Raw genomic sequence first — 14630 nt, forward strand, 5'->3', positions numbered from 1 at the left:
CGAGCGCGATGCAGTCATCAGATCTTTCCGATCCTCCCTGGAGGGGGCCGCATGACCGGGATCATCGACGCGCACCAACACGTCTGGGACCTCGAGCGGGCCCGCTACGACTGGCTCGGACCGGAAGCCGGCGTGCTGAACAGATCGATCGGCATGGATGAGGTGCTGCCGTCGTTGGCGGCGACCGGGGTCACCGGGACGGTGCTCGTGCAGTCCGCCGACAACGACGACGACACCGAGTTCATGTTCGCCGTCGCCGCCGCCGAACCGCTCGTCGTCGGGATCGTCGGCTACGTGCCGTTGCACGAGCCCGACCGGGCTGCGGACCGGCTCTCGGTGCTCCGGCAGCGGCCGCTGTTCTGCGGCGTCCGGAACCTCGTCCACACCCGCCCGGACCCGCACTGGCTGCGACGCGCGAACGTGGACGCCGGGCTCGGCCTCCTCGAGGCGGCCGGCGTCCCGTTCGACGTCGTCGGCGTGCTCCCCGAGCACCTCGAGGCGGTGCTGGAGATCTCCGAGCGCCATCCCCAGCTCGACCTCGTGCTCGACCACCTGAACCATCCGCCCATCGGCGGGGACGACCTCGAGCCATGGGCCTCACTGCTCACGCGCGTCGCCGCGAACCCGCGCGTGCACGGCAAGATCTCGGGCCTGTACTCGGCCGTGGGCGATCCGGCCGACTGGAACGTCGACTCTGTGCGCCCCGTGTTCGACCATGCGCTCGCCGCGTTCGGTCCCGAACGGCTGATGTACGGCGGCGACTGGCCGGTCTCCCTCATCGCTGGCGGCTACGAGCGCGTGTTCGCCGGCATCCAGGCGCTGCTCGAGGGCCTCGGCCCGCGCGAGCGCGACCTCATTGTGGCGGGCACCGCCCGTCGCTTCTACTCACTCCCAGAGACGAAAGGCCCCCGATGACCGCCCACTTCACCCTCGCCCGACTGGGTGCCCCCGGACACGAGGTGCCGGTCGTGCGCGTCGGCGATCGCGTGCTCGACGCCCTCAGCATCACCGCGGACTACGACGGCAACTTCTTCGCGCGGGACGGTCTCGCGCGCGTCCGTGCCGCGCTCGACACGCTGCCCGAGTACACCGGCGACGACGAACGGGTCGGCGCGCCAATCGCCCGGCCGGGGAAGATCGTCTGCATCGGCCTGAACTACCGCGACCACGCGGAGGAGACCGGCGCCGCGCTGCCCGACGAGCCCGTGATCTTCATGAAGGACCCGTCGACCCTCGTCGGACCGTTCGACGACGTGCTCATCCCGCGGAACTCCACGAAGACCGACTGGGAGGTCGAACTCGGCGTCGTCATCGGCTCGACGGCCCGCTACCTCGCCTCGCCCGACCAGGCCCTCGCGCACGTCGCGGGCTACGCGGTCTCGCACGACGTATCCGAGCGCGAGTTCCAGCTCGAGCGCGGCGGCCAGTGGGACAAGGGCAAGAGCTGCGAGACGTTCAACCCGTTCGGCCCGGACCTCGTGCCCGCCGAGCGGGTCGCCGACCCGCAGCGACTCGGGCTGCGCCTCTGGGTCAACGGTGAGCAGCGCCAGGAGGGCTCAACGGAGAACATGCTGTTCTCGGTCGCGCACGTGATCTGGTACCTCAGCCAGTTCATGGTGCTGCACCCTGGCGACGTCATCAACACGGGCACGCCTGCGGGCGTCGCGCTCGGGCTGCCCGACGCGCCGTACCTCCGCGCGGGCGACACCGTCGACCTCGAGATCGACGGCCTCGGCCGGGCGAGCCAGCGAATGGTGCAGGCATGACCGCCGCGGAGTTCGACGGCCTCGTCGCGCTGGTGACCGGCGGCGCGTCGGGTATCGGGCTGGCCGCCGCGCGGGAGCTCGCCGCGCGCGGCGCGCAGGTGGCGGTCCTCGACCGGAGCATCGAGGGCGTGCCCGAACCTCTCGTCGGCTTCGGCGCCGACGTCACCGACCGCGCCTCGGTCGCTGAGGCCGTCGCGGCCATCGCCGACCGGCTCGGTGGCATCGACGTCGTCGTGAACAATGCCGGCATCAGCGCGGTCGGCACCGTCGAGGACAACGACGACGCCGAGTGGATGCGGGTCCTCGACGTCAATGTCGTCGGGATGGCGCGCGTCACCGCGGCGGCGCTGCCATGGCTCCGGCGCTCGAAAGCGGCATCCGTCGTCAACCTCTGCTCGATCGCGGCGCTCAACGGGCTGCCGCAGCGGGCGTTGTACTCGGCGTCGAAGGGCGCCGTGCTCGCGCTCACCTACGCGATGGCGACCGACCACGTGGGCGAAGGCGTCCGCGTGAACTGCGTCAGCCCCGGTACCGTCGCGACCCCATTCGTCGAGCGGATGCTGCAGGGCTTCGCCGACCCGGTCGCCGAACGGGCTGCACTCGACGCGCGTCAGGCGACCGGTCGGATGGTCACCCCCGAGGAGGTCGCCGGCGCGATCGCGTACCTCGCGAGCCCCCGCTCGGGCTCGACCACAGGCACTGCGCTCGAGGTCGACGGCGGCGTCACGCACGTCCGCGCGCGAGCGGCCGGAGCCCGCGCATGACGCACGAGAACGTCGGCTCGCCCGTCCGCCGCCTCGCCTCCGTCATCGGATTGCCGGCCGAGAACCGCGAGGAGTACGAGCGCCTCCACGCCGCGGTCTGGCCGGCGGTGCTCGAGCGACTGACGCTCAGCAATATCCGCAACTACTCGATCTACCGCCATGGCGAGGTGCTCTTCGCCTACATGGAGTACGTCGGCGACGACTTCCAGGCCGACATGGCAGCGATCGCCGCGGATCCCGCGACGCAGGAATGGTGGTCGGTGTGCGAGCCGCTGCAGCGGCCGTTCGCCGAACGGGCCGATGGCGAGTGGTGGATGGAGATCCCCGAGATCTTCCACCTGGATTGACGGGCGGGATGCCGCGCGGCCGTCATCCGCCCTCGCGGATTCGGCAGCAGCACCGCCCACGGGCGGGGGCGCGGGCGACGAACGCATCCGTCACGGCATCGTTCAGGCGTGTGAAGCACGAGGAGCCGCGTCAGCCGACCCGCGCGAGGAACTCGAGCACGCGCTGGGTGAGGAGCTTCGTCGCGTCGGCGTCGTAGCCCGGCAGGCCGGAGTCGGCGAAGAAGTGCTCGTCGCCGGGATAGAGGAAGAGCTCGGCATCGTCGGCCGCCTCGACGAGCTCGCGGGCGGCATCGACGTCGCCTTCCGCCATGAAGATCGGGTCGGCATCCATCCCGTGGATCTGCGCAGGGAGATCGGCCGGCCACGCGCCGAACTCCGAGGTCGGAATGCACGAGGAGAAGAACAGCGCGCCGCGCGCGCCGGGACGGGTCTGCGCGAGCTTCTGCGCGGGAACGACGCCGAGCGAGAACCCCGCGTAGACGAGCTCGTTCGGCAGCGCCTCGGCCGCGCGCTCGCCGCGGGCCATGATCTCGCCCCAGCCCACCTCGTTCGCGTAGCCGACACCGGCCTCGATCGAGTCGAAGGTGCGCCCCTCGAACAGGTCGGGCGCGTGTACCGTGTGGCCCGCATCTCGCAGCTCATTCGCGAAGGCGCGCAGGCCGGCGGTCGGGCCCAGTGCGTGGTGGAAGAGCAGTACCTCAGCCATCGTGATCCCCTCGTCCGGTGAATGATCTCCGATTGCGATCGATCGAAAGCTACTCGGTCCATCCGAACCTGTCGACCGGTCGACATCGTGCCTGTGGAGAAGGGAGGATGGCTCGCTGGCTGCTCGCGTGTTTCGGCCTGCGCGACGTGCTTCGGCTCGACACGAGCGAGGGATGCCGCCGGCAGAGCCGCGACGGCGGTGCGCGCGACGCGCCGGCATCCGATTCCTAGACTGGCCCCATGCGCGGGCACGCAGCAGCAGCCGCAGTCGGCGCGGTCGCGCGCCGCGTCGGCGCCGCGCTCGCCGTCGCGGCATGCGCGAGCGTGATCGTCGGATGCTCCGCACCGGGGCCCGCCGACGGCACCGGGTCGCCCGAGGCATCCGTCGCCGCCGCTCACGGCACCTTCGCCGCCGTCGGCGACTCGATCACCGACGCCGACAGCCCCGACTACCCGGCAGGCGACTTCGGCGCGGCGTCGTGGGCGACGTACGTCGTGGCGGACGGCTTCGCGTTCGCGGGCGGCTGGGCGGAGTGGGGTGCGACGACGGAGCAGATGGCCGACGCGGTCGGACCGATCGAGGCCGACGTCCTCGTGGTGCTCGCCGGCACCAACGACGTGGCGTTCGGCTTCCCGTTCGGCGAGTCCGCCGCGAACCTCGAACGGATCGTCGACGTCGTGGGCATCGAGGACGTCGTCGTCGTCTCGATTCCGCCGATGGACGCGTTCCCCGACGGCGTAGAGGACTACAACGAACGCCTCGACGACCTGGCGGACGATCGGGGCTGGCGGTTCGTCGACGCATCCGCGGGCCTGCGCACCACCGACGGGAGCTATCGCGAGGGAATGAGTTCCGACGGGCTGCATCCGTCGCCGGATGGTGCGCGGGTGCTCGGCGAGGCGATCGCGGCGGAGTTGCGCGAGTTGCGGGACGGGCGCGAGGGCTGACGCGAGGCGCGAGCAGCGCGAGCAGCCCTCAGCCGACCTGCTCCGCCAGCGCGACGATGATCCCCGCCGGTCCACGCAGGTAGCAGAGCCGGTACACGCCCTCGTAGTTCGCGACGTCGCGCAGCAGCTCGGCCCCGTGCGGGCGCAGGCGGGCGAGGGTGTCGTCGAGGTCGTCGACGGCGAACATGATCCGGTGCAGCCCCAGCGTGTTGGGTGGCAGCGCCGCCGGTGATGTGGCGGATGCCGCGGGGTGGTGGTACTTCGTGAGTTCGAGCCGGCCGTGGCCGTCGGGCGTGCGCATCATCGCGATCTCGCTGCGGATGCCGTCGAGCCCGACGGTCTGGTCGGCGAAGGCCCCCTCGATGTGCGCGCGGCCCTCGGGCTCGAGCTCGAGGCCGAGCTCGCTGAAGAAGGCGATCGCGGCGTCGAGGTCGTCGACGACGATGGCGACGTTGTCCATGCGTTGGATGGTCATGGGTCGACCCTAGGACGGGCCTCCGACGAGCGTGCGCCCTGAAATACGCTGTCGGCATGGGTGCGGACCGGCTGAGCTTCCAGACGACGATCGGTGTCGAGGTCAAGGGCGAGACGTGGAGCTGCGTCGAGATCCCCGACTCCGCAGAGTTCTTCGGCACCGGGAAGACGGTCCGAGTCGACGCGAGCATCGACGACCTCCGTCTCGAGAACGTCGGCGCGATGGTGACCGGAACGGGCGGCCACATGGTGTCCCTGAGCGCGACGGTGCGGAAGGCGCTCGGCAAGGACATCGGCGACCCGGTCGAGGTCACGATCACCAAGCGATAGCTCGCCGGCGTTCGGCTCCGTCGATCTCGGGCGCCGCATGTGACGAGGACGCGCCCGCCCGGGCCGACCGGGCGAACGCGTCCTCTTCAGGCGGGCCGGAGCGCCGCACCTCAGCGCCGCGACGCGAAGAACGCCGCGATGTCGCCCGCGACCGCGTCGGGCACCTCGAGCGCGGCGAAGTGCCCGCCCTCGGGGAACCGGCTCCAGTGCACGATGGCGTCGTTGTCGCGCTCGGCGAACACCTTGATGGTCTGGAAGTCGTCGGCGAACACGGCGACGCCCGTCGGTGCGTGGTTGACTGCGGGCTCCGGCTCGTCCTGCGCGTTCTCGTAGTAGGCGCGGCTCATGCCGGCCGCCGAGTTGGTGAACCAGGCGATGCTCACCGCGGTGAGGATCGCGTCGAGCGGCACCTTCGAGGTGCCGTTGCCGAACGACTCGAACAGCTCGCTGTACGCGAGCAGCCCGACGGGCGAGTCGCTGAGCGCGGCCGCGATGGTCTGCGGGCGCGACGCGTTCATGGTGTTGTAGCCGCCGACCTTCTGGAACCACTGCATGTGCTCGAGGCCCGCGTAGTCGGCCGGCTCGAGGTGCTCGAACTCGCTCGGGTCGCCCGACGGGAACGAGAACAGCTGCAGCACGTGCAGGCCGAGGAAGCCCTCGGGCTCGAGCAGGCCGAGCTCGCGGGCGACGAGCGCGCCGTTGTCGGAGCCGTGCACGCCGTAGCGCTCGTAGCCGAGGCGGCGCATGAGCGTGTCGTACGCGCGGGCGACCCGCCGGATGTTCCAGCCCGATTCACTCACCGGGTTCGAGAAGCCGAAGCCCGGGGCATCCGGGATCACGAGCGTGAACGCGTCCTCGGCCCGGCCGCCGTGCGCGACCGGGTCGACGAGGCGGTCGATGAGGTCGAGGTAGTCGACGGATGACCCGGGGTAGGTGTGCGCGAGCAGCAGCGGAGTCGCCTCGGGGTGCGGCGAGACGACGTGGATGAAGTGGATCGGCTGCCCGTCGACCTCGGTGATGAAGTGCGGCACGGCGTTGATGCGCGCCTCGACGGCGCGCCAGTCGAAGGACTTCCACTGCTCGACGGCGCCCTGCAGGTAGTGGTTCGGGGTGCCGGTGGTCCAGTCGTCGGCGGGCGCGGGCTGGGGCAGTCGGGTGCGGGCGAGGCGGTCGGCCAGGTCGTCGAGGTCGGCCTGCGGCACGGCGATGGTGAAGGGGCGGATGTCGGTCTGATGTGCGGTGGTGGTGTTCATGTCTCCGACGGTACGGTCGATAGCGGAAAGGATCGTTCCTGATGAGTGAACTTCGCTGGAGGCGCTCGTGACCGACACCGCGGGCCGCCTGCTGGCCCTGCTCGGCCTGCTGCAGTCGCGCCCCGCGTGGTCGGGTCCGGAGCTCGCCGAGCGGCTCGGCGTCACGACCCGCACGATCCGCAACGACGTCGAGCGACTCCGAGCGCTCGACTATCCCGTCGAGGCGACCCGCGGTTCGATCGGCGGCTACCGGCTCGGCGCGGGCGGGCGCCTGCCGCCGCTGCTCCTCGACGACGAGGAGGCCGTCGCCGTGGCGATCGGCCTGCGCGCGGCGACCGGCGTCGCGGGTGTCGGCGAGTCCAGCCGGCGCGCGCTCGCCAAGCTCGAGCAGGTGCTGCCGGCCCGCCTGCGGCCGACGGTCGAGGCCGTCGCGAGCGCCATCGATCGCGCGCCCGAGAACACCGACACGGATGCCCCCGACCCCGAGGTCGACCCCGACGTGCTCCGCGCGATCGCCACCGCCATCCGCTCGGTCGAGTGGCTGCGCTTCGACTACGACGACGTGCCACGGCTCGTCGAGCCCTACCGGCTGCTCGCCTGGTCGCGGCGGTGGTACCTCGTCGCACGCGATCCCGAGTCCGGGGAGTGGGACGTCTTCCGCGCCGACCGCATGCGTCCGCGCATGCCGACCCGGCGGCGGTTCGAGCCGCGGCGGGTGCCCGGCGGCGACTACACCGCGTTCACCATGCGCCAGGTCGCGGTGAGCGGATGGAACGTGCACGCGCGCCTGCGGATCGAGGCGGCGGCAGCCAAGGTGCTCGATCGGATCCACCCGGCCGTCGGCATCGTCGAGGAGGTCTCGGCCGATGAGTCGATGCTCCTCACGGGCGCCGACAGCCTGGACACGATCGCCGCGTACATCGGCATGCTCGGGATGGACTTCACGGTCGAATCGCCGCCCGAGCTGCGCGACCTGCTGCGCGTCTACGCCGACCGCTACCGCCGGGCGGCGGACGGCGGCTGAGATACCGCCGTCGTGGTCACCTCGGCGCGCTACATCATCGACTTCAGGAGCTGCGTGGCCCGCTCGTTGTCGCTCGTCGCGAGGACGACGCGGTTCCTGGAGGCCACGTACACGAGCGTGATGTTGATCCCGGCGTCGGAGAGCGCGCGCGCCATCTGGCCGAACCTGCCAGGTGTGTCCACGTCGGGCTCGGGGAGCGCCGGGCTGACGATGACGTCGGTCTCGGCCTGGACCACGATGCCCGCGCCCTCGAGCGCCGCCCTGGCGGTCGCGACGTCATCGACGAGCACGTGGACGTTGGCCGTTCCGCCCTCCATGAGCGCGCAGAGCCCTTCGATGTTGACCCCCGCGTTGCCGAGCGCCTCGCCGAGCCGAGCTCCCTCGCCGGGCTGGTCCGTGAGGGTGACGAAGAGATCCTTCGCCATGTCGGCACCTCCTTCTCGGATCCCTCAGGTCTACGCCCGCGCCCGCGGCGCGTCAACGCGTCGGCGACTCCGGAGGATCGTCCGGGAGCTCATTCACGACACGCCGCGTCAGCCGGTCAGGCCCCGCCTGCTCTCGAGGAACGTACGCAGCTCGGGTTCGCGAGCGAGTTCGATCGCGCGGGAGTACGCGACCTCCGCCTCCGCGTCGCGCCCGGCGCGACGCAGCAGCTCGGCGCGCGTCGCCCACCACGGCTGGAACGCCTCGCCGCCGGGCGGAAGGGCTGCGAGACCGGCGGCCGCGCCATCCGTTCGCCCGATGACGGCCGCGGCGGCGACCTGCGCGCCGATGCTCGGCGCGACCGCGAGCAGCGCCGAGTAGAGGGTGCGGATCGCGGCCCAGTCGACCGTGCCGGTGCGGCGGCGGTCGACGTGCACGGCTTGGATGGCGGCTTCGAGCTCGAATCGCCCCGGCGCGGCCGAGCCGCGAAGCGCAGCCGCCCGCCGCAGGTGGGCCTCGCCCTCGTCGATCAGCTGGTCGTCCCAAGATGCAGGGGGCTGCTCCTCGAGCGGGACGTACGGCCCCGAGTGGCGCCGCGCGAGCGAGAGGGTCACGAGCGCGGCGAGCGCCCACGCCTCGGATTCGCGCTCGAGGAGGCGCGCGAGGGTCACTGCGAGATGACGCGCTTCGCCAGCGAGCGAGTCGGCGTCGTCGCGCCAGGTGATCGCCGCGCAGCCGTACACCGCCTCGAGCACGGCCGGAAGCCGCTCGGGCATGTCGCGACGGTCGGGCACGACGAACGGGATGCGGGCGCGCGCGATGCGCCGTTTCGCCCGGGTCAGTCGCTGCGCCATGGTCGCAGTGGGCACGGCGTATGCGGCGGCGATCTGCGCGGCGTCGAAGCCGAGCGCGACCTGCAGGATCAGCGGAGTGCGCGCCGCCGGGTCGATCGCCGGGTGCGCGCAGGTGAAGCACAGCTCGAGCCGCTTGTCGGGGATGCGGAGCGGGTCGACCGCGCCGAACGGGTCGGCGAGGTCACCGCCGGCGTCGTCCGCCGCAGCGATCTCCGCCGCCGGGTCGAGCGGGGTGCTCCTCCGTGCCGCCGCCGACTTCCAGACATCGCGCTGCCGGTTGCGAGCCACGGTGATCAGCCAGCCCTCCGGGTTGTCGGGGATGCCGCTCGCCGGCCAGTGTCCGAGGGCGGCGGTGAACGCGTCGGCGAGCGCGTCCTCGGCGAGTGCGAGGTCGCCGGTGCTCGCAGCGAGCACGGCGACGAGCCGCGCGTACGACTCGCGGGCGGCGTGGGCCGCGGCGGCGTACGCGTTCGCGCGGTCGGGCGCGCCTGCGGTGCCGCCCGCTGCCGGGCCCGAAGCGTCGCCCGAGGCCGGGCCCGAAGCGTCGCCCGTGGCCGAACCCGTGGCGTCGCCCGCGGCCGGGCCTGCGGCATCCGTCACCGGTTGGGCACCCACGACCCGGCGACGGTGTGCACGGCGCCGGGCCGGACCTCGACCGCCCCGCCCCAGTCGAGCGCGGGCGCCTGCGACGCCCACTCGATCGCGGCATCGAGGTCGGCCACGTCGATGACGATGGTGCCGCCGAGTTGCTCCTTGGCGTCGACGAGCGGGCCGTCCTGCACCTGGAGCCGATCGGTGCCCCGGCGCAGGGTCGTGGTGGCCTCGCTCGGCTGCAGGACCTCGGCGCCGAGCAGCACTCCGGCGTCGTGCAGCGTGGCCGCGTAGGCCGCCATCCGTCGCATGCCCTCGGCGATGGCCTCGTCGCCGAGCGACTCGGGCGACGCTTCTGAGTAGTGCAGCAGCAGCGTGTAACGCATCGTGAACCCCCGCTCACCGCACAGCGTACTGGCCGATGATCACACCGGTCGTGGTCGGGATGGCGCGCTGCAGGTCGAGCGCGGCGCGGTCTGCGCCGAACAGCTTCGTGCCGGTTCCGAGCACGAGCGGATGCTGCAGCAGCACCATCTCGTCTACGAGCCGGGCCGCGAGGAGGGCACGCACCAGTTCGCCGCTGCCGAGCACGGTGATGCCGCCCTCCACGTCGCGTCGGAGCGCGGCGACGGTGTCGACGGCTTCGCCGATGAGCGGCGTCGAGTTCGGGTGGGCGAGACGGATGTCGCGCTGACGCGACACCACGTACTTCTGCGCGTCGACGAGCACCTGGGTGAACGGGTTCGGCTCGGGCGCCGACGTCCAGAACCCGAGCACGTCGTCAAAGGTGCGGCGGCCGAACAGCATCGCGCCGCCCTGTCCCATGTCGTCGGCGGCGAACCGCACGGCGACCTCGTCCTGGTACGGCGCTGCCCAGCCGCCGTCGGCGAAGCCGCCTCGGGTGTCCTCGTCGGGCCGGCCCGGCGCCTGCATGACGCCGTCGAGCGTGACGCTCTCGAACACGGTGATGGTGGCCATCGTTTCGCTCCGTTCCACGGCCACCGAGTGCGGCCTGTCAGGTGATGAACGATCGAGCCCGGGCGGAATCGACAGCTGCGCGATTTCGGCGTTCGGCCGCAGCCGTCGTGGCGCGATCCGGCGCAGCGAGCATCGTGCTTCGTGGTCGACGGGCAGGCGACCTTCGTGGCGGCAGGCGGGAACGACGCTTCCGGATAGTCAGGCGGACGGCGCACTGCCGGGGAATCGGTCGTGGCTCTGCTCTGGGCTGCTCGGGGGTCCCCCCTGACCGTGCGCCGCGTCACGGCCCGCGCACGGGCGTAGGGGCATGTGCGCATACGGGCGTACGGGCGTACGGGCGTACGGGCATGTGGGCGTACGGGCGCGTACGGGCGTACGGGCGGACGGGCATGTGGGCGTACGCGTGTGCGGGTGTGCGCGTACGCGGGCATACGGGCGTACGGGCGTACGGAGTCACGCCGCCTTGTCTTCACGCAGTTCGAATCGTGCCCGGCCGCCGAGTCGGGGGACCTGTGCCGGGTCGATGTGCGGTGGCGGGATGAACCAGACTTCGTTCGGGCTCGCGAGGATCTTCCACCCGTCGCGGTGGATCATGTGGTGGCAGAAGCTGCAGAGCATGACGCCGTTCGAGAGATCGGTCGGGCCGGTGTCTCGTTCCCACCAGGCGATGTGGTGCGCTTCGACGTAGGCGATGTTCTGGCCGCAGGAGGCGCAGCCGCCGTCGCGCTCGCCGAGCGCGAGCCGTTGCGCCTTCGTGAACAGGCGTGCGGAGCGTCCGAGGTCGAGGGGGAGGCTGTCGCCGCCGAGCACGGCGGGGATGAGTTCGGCGTCGGCGGCCATGCGCCGCGCGGTGGCGGCGGAGATGGGTTGGTCGAGGCCGTCGATGCTGGCGTGCCCGAGTTCGCTGACGAGCGTGTCGAGGTCGACGCGCACGACGACCGTGGTCTTCGCGAGCGGGGTGAGCGTCTGGGTGCAGCCGAGCGTGTGGCGGGCGAGCGCGGCGAGCGCGTCGGCCTGGATCTGCGGGATCGACCGTCGGTCCTCCACGACGGGCGCGAGTTCTCCGGGCTCACGTCGACGCAGCGCATCGCTGACGACCGCCTCGATCGCCGCCTTCACCGGGGCGGCGCTCTCGGGGTCGAGGCGCGCATGCAGGTGCACCATGCCGCGGCCGTCTTCACGCATCGTCAGCGACCGCTCCATGCGCAGCTCGTCTTCGCGGGGCTCGACCCCGTCGGGATCGAGCCGCGCCTCCGCCTCGCGCACACCGCGAATGAGCGTTTCGAGCGGCACCCGCGCTGCCAGATCGACCAGCGCCCCTTCGACGACCGCGACCCTGCCCGGGTCGGCACGGAGTGCCACGCGCTCGAGCATGGCGGTGATCGCGGATGCCGCCTCGATGCTGACCGTCGCAGTCTCGAGAGCAGCAGCGACGTGCGGATGCCGCGACGGCAGCCGCACACCGCTGAACGTCTGCCGCTCGGCGATGGCGTCACCGACGGCGATCAACCGTGCCGCGTCGGCGCGCGACGCTCCGGTGGACGCCGCAATGAGACGCACCGGATTGTGGAACCCCTGCGCCTTCGCCAACCCGATCTCACCGAACTCCGGCCCGGACCGTTTCACCACCTCGGCAGCGACCCTGGCCAGGACGGCGTCGGCATCGCGCCGCACCTTCGCGACCGCATCGATGACCTGAATCAGCCCCGGATCGCTCATCCGTTCCACGTCGACCTGAACCGCCCCGCCGTCAGCGCCCCACCCCGGCATCGCACGAGCCCACGCCTCGCACAGCGCAGCCACATCGCGCTCGATCGCGACCAACGCGCCCAGCGCCGGATGCGCCGGCTGCTCGAGTCGCGGGGTCTGTTCCATGCTTCGATCCTGCACCCACCCACCGACATCCGATCGCAGCGGAAATCGCCAATGATCAGCTATTTTGCTGTGGAACGATTGCATGGATCGTGCCCTGTGGAGGAGCAGTCGTCATCGCCCCCGCGACGGCGTGGACGGTCAGGTGGTGACGAACGCCGTCTCGGTGAGCCGCTCGGAGATCCGCCAGATCCGCGTCGCGTCATCGGTGTTGCGCAGCGGCGGGTAGAGCCGCTGTTCGGCAGGGGGCCCGCCGAGATGGCCGAGCCCGCGCGGCCCGTAGAGCGCGCCGCGCTCGGCTGCGGGATCGGTGGCGGCCATCAGCGCGGGCAGTCCCGCGGTCTCGACGGTGCCGGCCAGGATTCCGCGAGCGGAGAGCGCGCGGATCAGCCCGATCGCACGGGTGTCCTCGTTGCGGTCGAGCTCGGGACGGGCGGCGAGGAGGTTGGTGGGGGCGACCCCTGGATGAGAGAGATTGCTGGTGATGCCCCACCCTTCGGCGCGGCTGCGACGGTCGAGCTCGAGGCCGAACAGCCCGAACGCGATCTTGGATTGGCTGTAGGCGCGCTGCCCGTCGTAGCTGCCTTCCCAGTTCAGGTCGTCCCAGTTGATGACACCACGGCGCGCGGCGATGCTGACCTGCGACGTCACGCGGGCGCGTCCCGCCTGCAGCAGGGGGAGCAGGCGCGCCACCAGCGCGAAGTGGCCGAGATGATTGGTGCCGAACTGCAGTTCGAAGCCGTCCGCGGTGACCTGCCGGTGCGGCGGTGTCATGACGCCGGCATTGTTGACGAGGAGGTGGATCGGGTGTCCCTCCCCGCGGAGGGTGTCTCCGAGTGCGGCGATCGAATCCAGCGACGACAGGTCGAGGCTGCGCAGTGAGACGTCGGCGGCCGGAACGCTCCGGCGGATCCGCGCGATCGCATTCTCGCCCTTCCGGGGGTTGCGGACCGGCAGGATCACCTCGGCGCCCGCGGCGGCGAGCCGCTCGGCGATCCCCAGGCCCATTCCGTCGCTGGCGCCGGTGACGAGCGCGCGCGTTCCGGCCAGGTCGGGAATTGCGATGTCGTTCGTTCCTCGTGGCATCGGTCTCCTCCTCGTTCGTCGGTGAGTCCACGGTCGCCTGATCCCGTCGGGTCAACCAGTGACTCCCGATCCCCGGCTCGCGAGGCCCCCCTTCAGCCGCAGGGTGGGATGGGCGATCCGTGGATACGGTCGAGCCGGCAGGGTAGAAACGAAGCAGCAGTGCGAGATGAGGGTTGGCATGATCGATCGCGCCGGGTTGGCGGAGTTCCTCCGAAGCCGTCGAGAGGCGCTGCAGCCGGAGGATGTCGGCCTCCGACGGGGCCCCCGCAGAAGGACCAACGGGCTGCGTCGCGAGGAGATCGCGACGCTGTGCCACATGTCGACCGACTACTACTCCCGCCTGGAGCGGGAACGCGGACCCCAGCCGTCGAGCCAGATGCTCGCGTCGATCGCACTGGGGCTGCATCTCTCGCTCGACGAACGCGACCATCTCTTCCGCCTCGCCGGACAGAACCCGCCCGCCCGCGGCGGAGCCGGCGCACATATCAGCCCCGGCCTGCTGCGCATCCTCGACCGCCTCAACGACACGCCCGCCGAGATCGTCACCGAGCTCGGCGAGACGCTGCGACAGACCCCGATGGCCGTGGCGCTCACCGGCGACACCACGACGTACACGGGGGCCGCCCGCAGCGCTGGCTACCGGTGGTTCACCGATCCCGCCGCTCGCGAACGCCACGCCCCGGAGGAGCATGCGTTCCTCACTCGAATGTACGCCTCCGGTCTGCGCGAGATCGTCACGCTCCGGGGCCCGGACTCGCGAGCTGCGCACCTCGCCGACCTGCTCCTGACGCAGAGCGAGGAGTTCCGACGCGTGTGGGACGATCACGAGATCGGCATCCGCCCCCACGACGTCAAGCACTTCATCCACCCGGAGGTCGGCGCACTCGAGCTGACGTGCCAGCGGCTGATCGACCCCGACCAAGCACACTCTCTGCTCGTCTACACGGCCGTTCCGGGCAGCGAGAGCCACGACAAGCTGAACCTCCTGTCGGTCATCGGAGCGCAGGCCCTCGGCTGACGGGCCCACGCCGTGCCATCCGCCCGGAACCGTGGCCCGATGGAGATCACCGGGGCTGCGCACTCGTCCTGCGGCTCTACCTGTCGCGTTCCTCGAGCTCAACGGGCACGACCTGGTGGTGACGGATGTCGCGGCCACCGAACCGCTTCCTCCGAGCCGTCGCCGCCGGCGAGGTCGAACTCGACGCGCTCGCCGAA

General features: G+C 71.5%; 18 protein-coding genes. 9 read left to right on the plus strand and 9 right to left on the minus strand.

What is annotated here, in order from left to right; all coding sequences use genetic code 11:
* The first annotated feature begins 51 nt into the window (after nucleotides 1-51).
* From ACULK4_RS03935 to ACULK4_RS03950, 4 genes are read left to right on the plus strand one after another with little or no spacing between them, the layout of a single operon-like run.
* The gene (locus ACULK4_RS03935; protein WP_445965158.1) at nucleotides 52-915 is read left to right on the plus strand and encodes an amidohydrolase family protein; all 864 of its coding nucleotides are present in this window, start codon (nucleotides 52-54) and stop codon (nucleotides 913-915) included.
* Entirely contained in the window at nucleotides 912-1766 is an 855-nt protein-coding gene (locus ACULK4_RS03940; protein WP_445965159.1) for a fumarylacetoacetate hydrolase family protein, read from the plus strand. The genes ACULK4_RS03935 and ACULK4_RS03940 overlap by 4 nt, the downstream gene beginning before the upstream one ends.
* Nucleotides 1763-2530, plus strand: a complete 768-nt coding sequence (locus ACULK4_RS03945) for an SDR family NAD(P)-dependent oxidoreductase (protein WP_445965160.1) — start codon at nucleotides 1763-1765, stop codon at nucleotides 2528-2530. Before ACULK4_RS03940 ends, ACULK4_RS03945 begins: the two co-directional genes overlap by 4 nt.
* Nucleotides 2527-2877: an L-rhamnose mutarotase gene (locus tag ACULK4_RS03950; protein WP_445965161.1), complete on the plus strand. Its 351-nt coding sequence runs from the start codon at nucleotides 2527-2529 to the stop codon at nucleotides 2875-2877. The genes ACULK4_RS03945 and ACULK4_RS03950 overlap by 4 nt, the downstream gene beginning before the upstream one ends.
* 130 nt (nucleotides 2878-3007) lie before the next feature.
* Here the strand turns inward: ACULK4_RS03950 and ACULK4_RS03955 are convergent, their stop codons facing one another.
* The gene (locus ACULK4_RS03955; protein ID WP_445965162.1) at nucleotides 3008-3583 is read right to left on the minus strand and encodes a dienelactone hydrolase family protein; all 576 of its coding nucleotides are present in this window, start codon (nucleotides 3581-3583) and stop codon (nucleotides 3008-3010) included.
* Nucleotides 3584-3690: 107 nt separating this feature from the next.
* Here ACULK4_RS03955 and ACULK4_RS03960 point away from each other — a divergent pair, with 107 nt between their 5' ends.
* Both ACULK4_RS03960 and ACULK4_RS03965 read left to right on the plus strand, forming a co-directional pair.
* Nucleotides 3691-3813, plus strand: a complete 123-nt coding sequence (locus tag ACULK4_RS03960; protein ID WP_445965163.1) for a hypothetical protein — start codon at nucleotides 3691-3693, stop codon at nucleotides 3811-3813.
* 9 nt (nucleotides 3814-3822) lie between these two features.
* The gene (locus ACULK4_RS03965) at nucleotides 3823-4530 is read left to right on the plus strand and encodes an SGNH/GDSL hydrolase family protein (protein ID WP_445965164.1); all 708 of its coding nucleotides are present in this window, start codon (nucleotides 3823-3825) and stop codon (nucleotides 4528-4530) included.
* A gap of 28 nt (nucleotides 4531-4558) precedes the next feature.
* Here the strand turns inward: ACULK4_RS03965 and ACULK4_RS03970 are convergent, their stop codons facing one another.
* Nucleotides 4559-5005 (minus strand): VOC family protein, encoded by a 447-nt coding sequence (locus ACULK4_RS03970; RefSeq protein WP_445965165.1) that lies wholly within the window; start codon nucleotides 5003-5005, stop codon nucleotides 4559-4561.
* A 56-nt stretch (nucleotides 5006-5061) separates the two neighbouring features.
* On the opposite strand from ACULK4_RS03970, the gene ACULK4_RS03975 reads away from it, so the two are divergent.
* Complete coding sequence (locus ACULK4_RS03975; RefSeq protein ID WP_445965166.1) at nucleotides 5062-5334, plus strand: DUF1905 domain-containing protein; 273 nt, start codon at nucleotides 5062-5064, stop codon at nucleotides 5332-5334.
* A 110-nt stretch (nucleotides 5335-5444) separates the two neighbouring features.
* Here ACULK4_RS03975 and ACULK4_RS03980 read toward each other — a convergent pair whose 3' ends face one another.
* Nucleotides 5445-6587: an epoxide hydrolase family protein gene (locus tag ACULK4_RS03980; protein WP_445965167.1), complete on the minus strand. Its 1143-nt coding sequence runs from the start codon at nucleotides 6585-6587 to the stop codon at nucleotides 5445-5447.
* A 67-nt stretch (nucleotides 6588-6654) separates the two neighbouring features.
* Here ACULK4_RS03980 and ACULK4_RS03985 point away from each other — a divergent pair, with 67 nt between their 5' ends.
* Nucleotides 6655-7611, plus strand: a complete 957-nt coding sequence (locus ACULK4_RS03985; protein ID WP_445965168.1) for a helix-turn-helix transcriptional regulator — start codon at nucleotides 6655-6657, stop codon at nucleotides 7609-7611.
* A gap of 29 nt (nucleotides 7612-7640) precedes the next feature.
* Here the strand turns inward: ACULK4_RS03985 and ACULK4_RS03990 are convergent, their stop codons facing one another.
* The 6 genes from ACULK4_RS03990 to ACULK4_RS04015 all read right to left on the minus strand — a co-directional run bounded on the left by ACULK4_RS03990 (nucleotide 7641) and on the right by ACULK4_RS04015 (nucleotide 13415).
* Nucleotides 7641-8036: a hypothetical protein gene (locus ACULK4_RS03990; protein ID WP_445965169.1), complete on the minus strand. Its 396-nt coding sequence runs from the start codon at nucleotides 8034-8036 to the stop codon at nucleotides 7641-7643.
* 108 nt (nucleotides 8037-8144) lie between these two features.
* A complete protein-coding gene (locus tag ACULK4_RS03995; protein ID WP_445965170.1) occupies nucleotides 8145-9503 on the minus strand; it encodes an RNA polymerase sigma factor in 1359 nt (452 codons plus the stop codon).
* Nucleotides 9485-9865, minus strand: a complete 381-nt coding sequence (locus ACULK4_RS04000) for a YciI family protein (protein ID WP_445965171.1) — start codon at nucleotides 9863-9865, stop codon at nucleotides 9485-9487. Before ACULK4_RS04000 ends, ACULK4_RS03995 begins: the two co-directional genes overlap by 19 nt.
* 13 nt (nucleotides 9866-9878) lie before the next feature.
* On the minus strand, nucleotides 9879-10457 hold the full coding sequence (locus ACULK4_RS04005; RefSeq protein ID WP_445965172.1) for a dihydrofolate reductase family protein: 579 nt from the start codon (nucleotides 10455-10457) through the stop codon (nucleotides 9879-9881).
* A gap of 453 nt (nucleotides 10458-10910) precedes the next feature.
* Complete coding sequence (locus ACULK4_RS04010; RefSeq protein WP_501043355.1) at nucleotides 10911-12416, minus strand: DUF222 domain-containing protein; 1506 nt, start codon at nucleotides 12414-12416, stop codon at nucleotides 10911-10913.
* Between the two features lie 54 nt (nucleotides 12417-12470).
* Nucleotides 12471-13415 carry an SDR family oxidoreductase gene (locus ACULK4_RS04015; RefSeq protein ID WP_445965174.1) on the minus strand — a complete coding sequence of 315 codons (945 nt, stop codon included), beginning with the start codon at nucleotides 13413-13415 and terminating at the stop codon, nucleotides 12471-12473.
* A 178-nt stretch (nucleotides 13416-13593) separates the two neighbouring features.
* Here ACULK4_RS04015 and ACULK4_RS04020 point away from each other — a divergent pair, with 178 nt between their 5' ends.
* Nucleotides 13594-14433, plus strand: coding sequence for a helix-turn-helix transcriptional regulator (locus ACULK4_RS04020; protein WP_445965175.1), 840 nt, complete (start codon nucleotides 13594-13596; stop codon nucleotides 14431-14433).
* Nucleotides 14434-14630: the final 197 nt, after the last annotated feature.

This window comes from Agromyces selenitireducens (assembly GCF_052748465.2).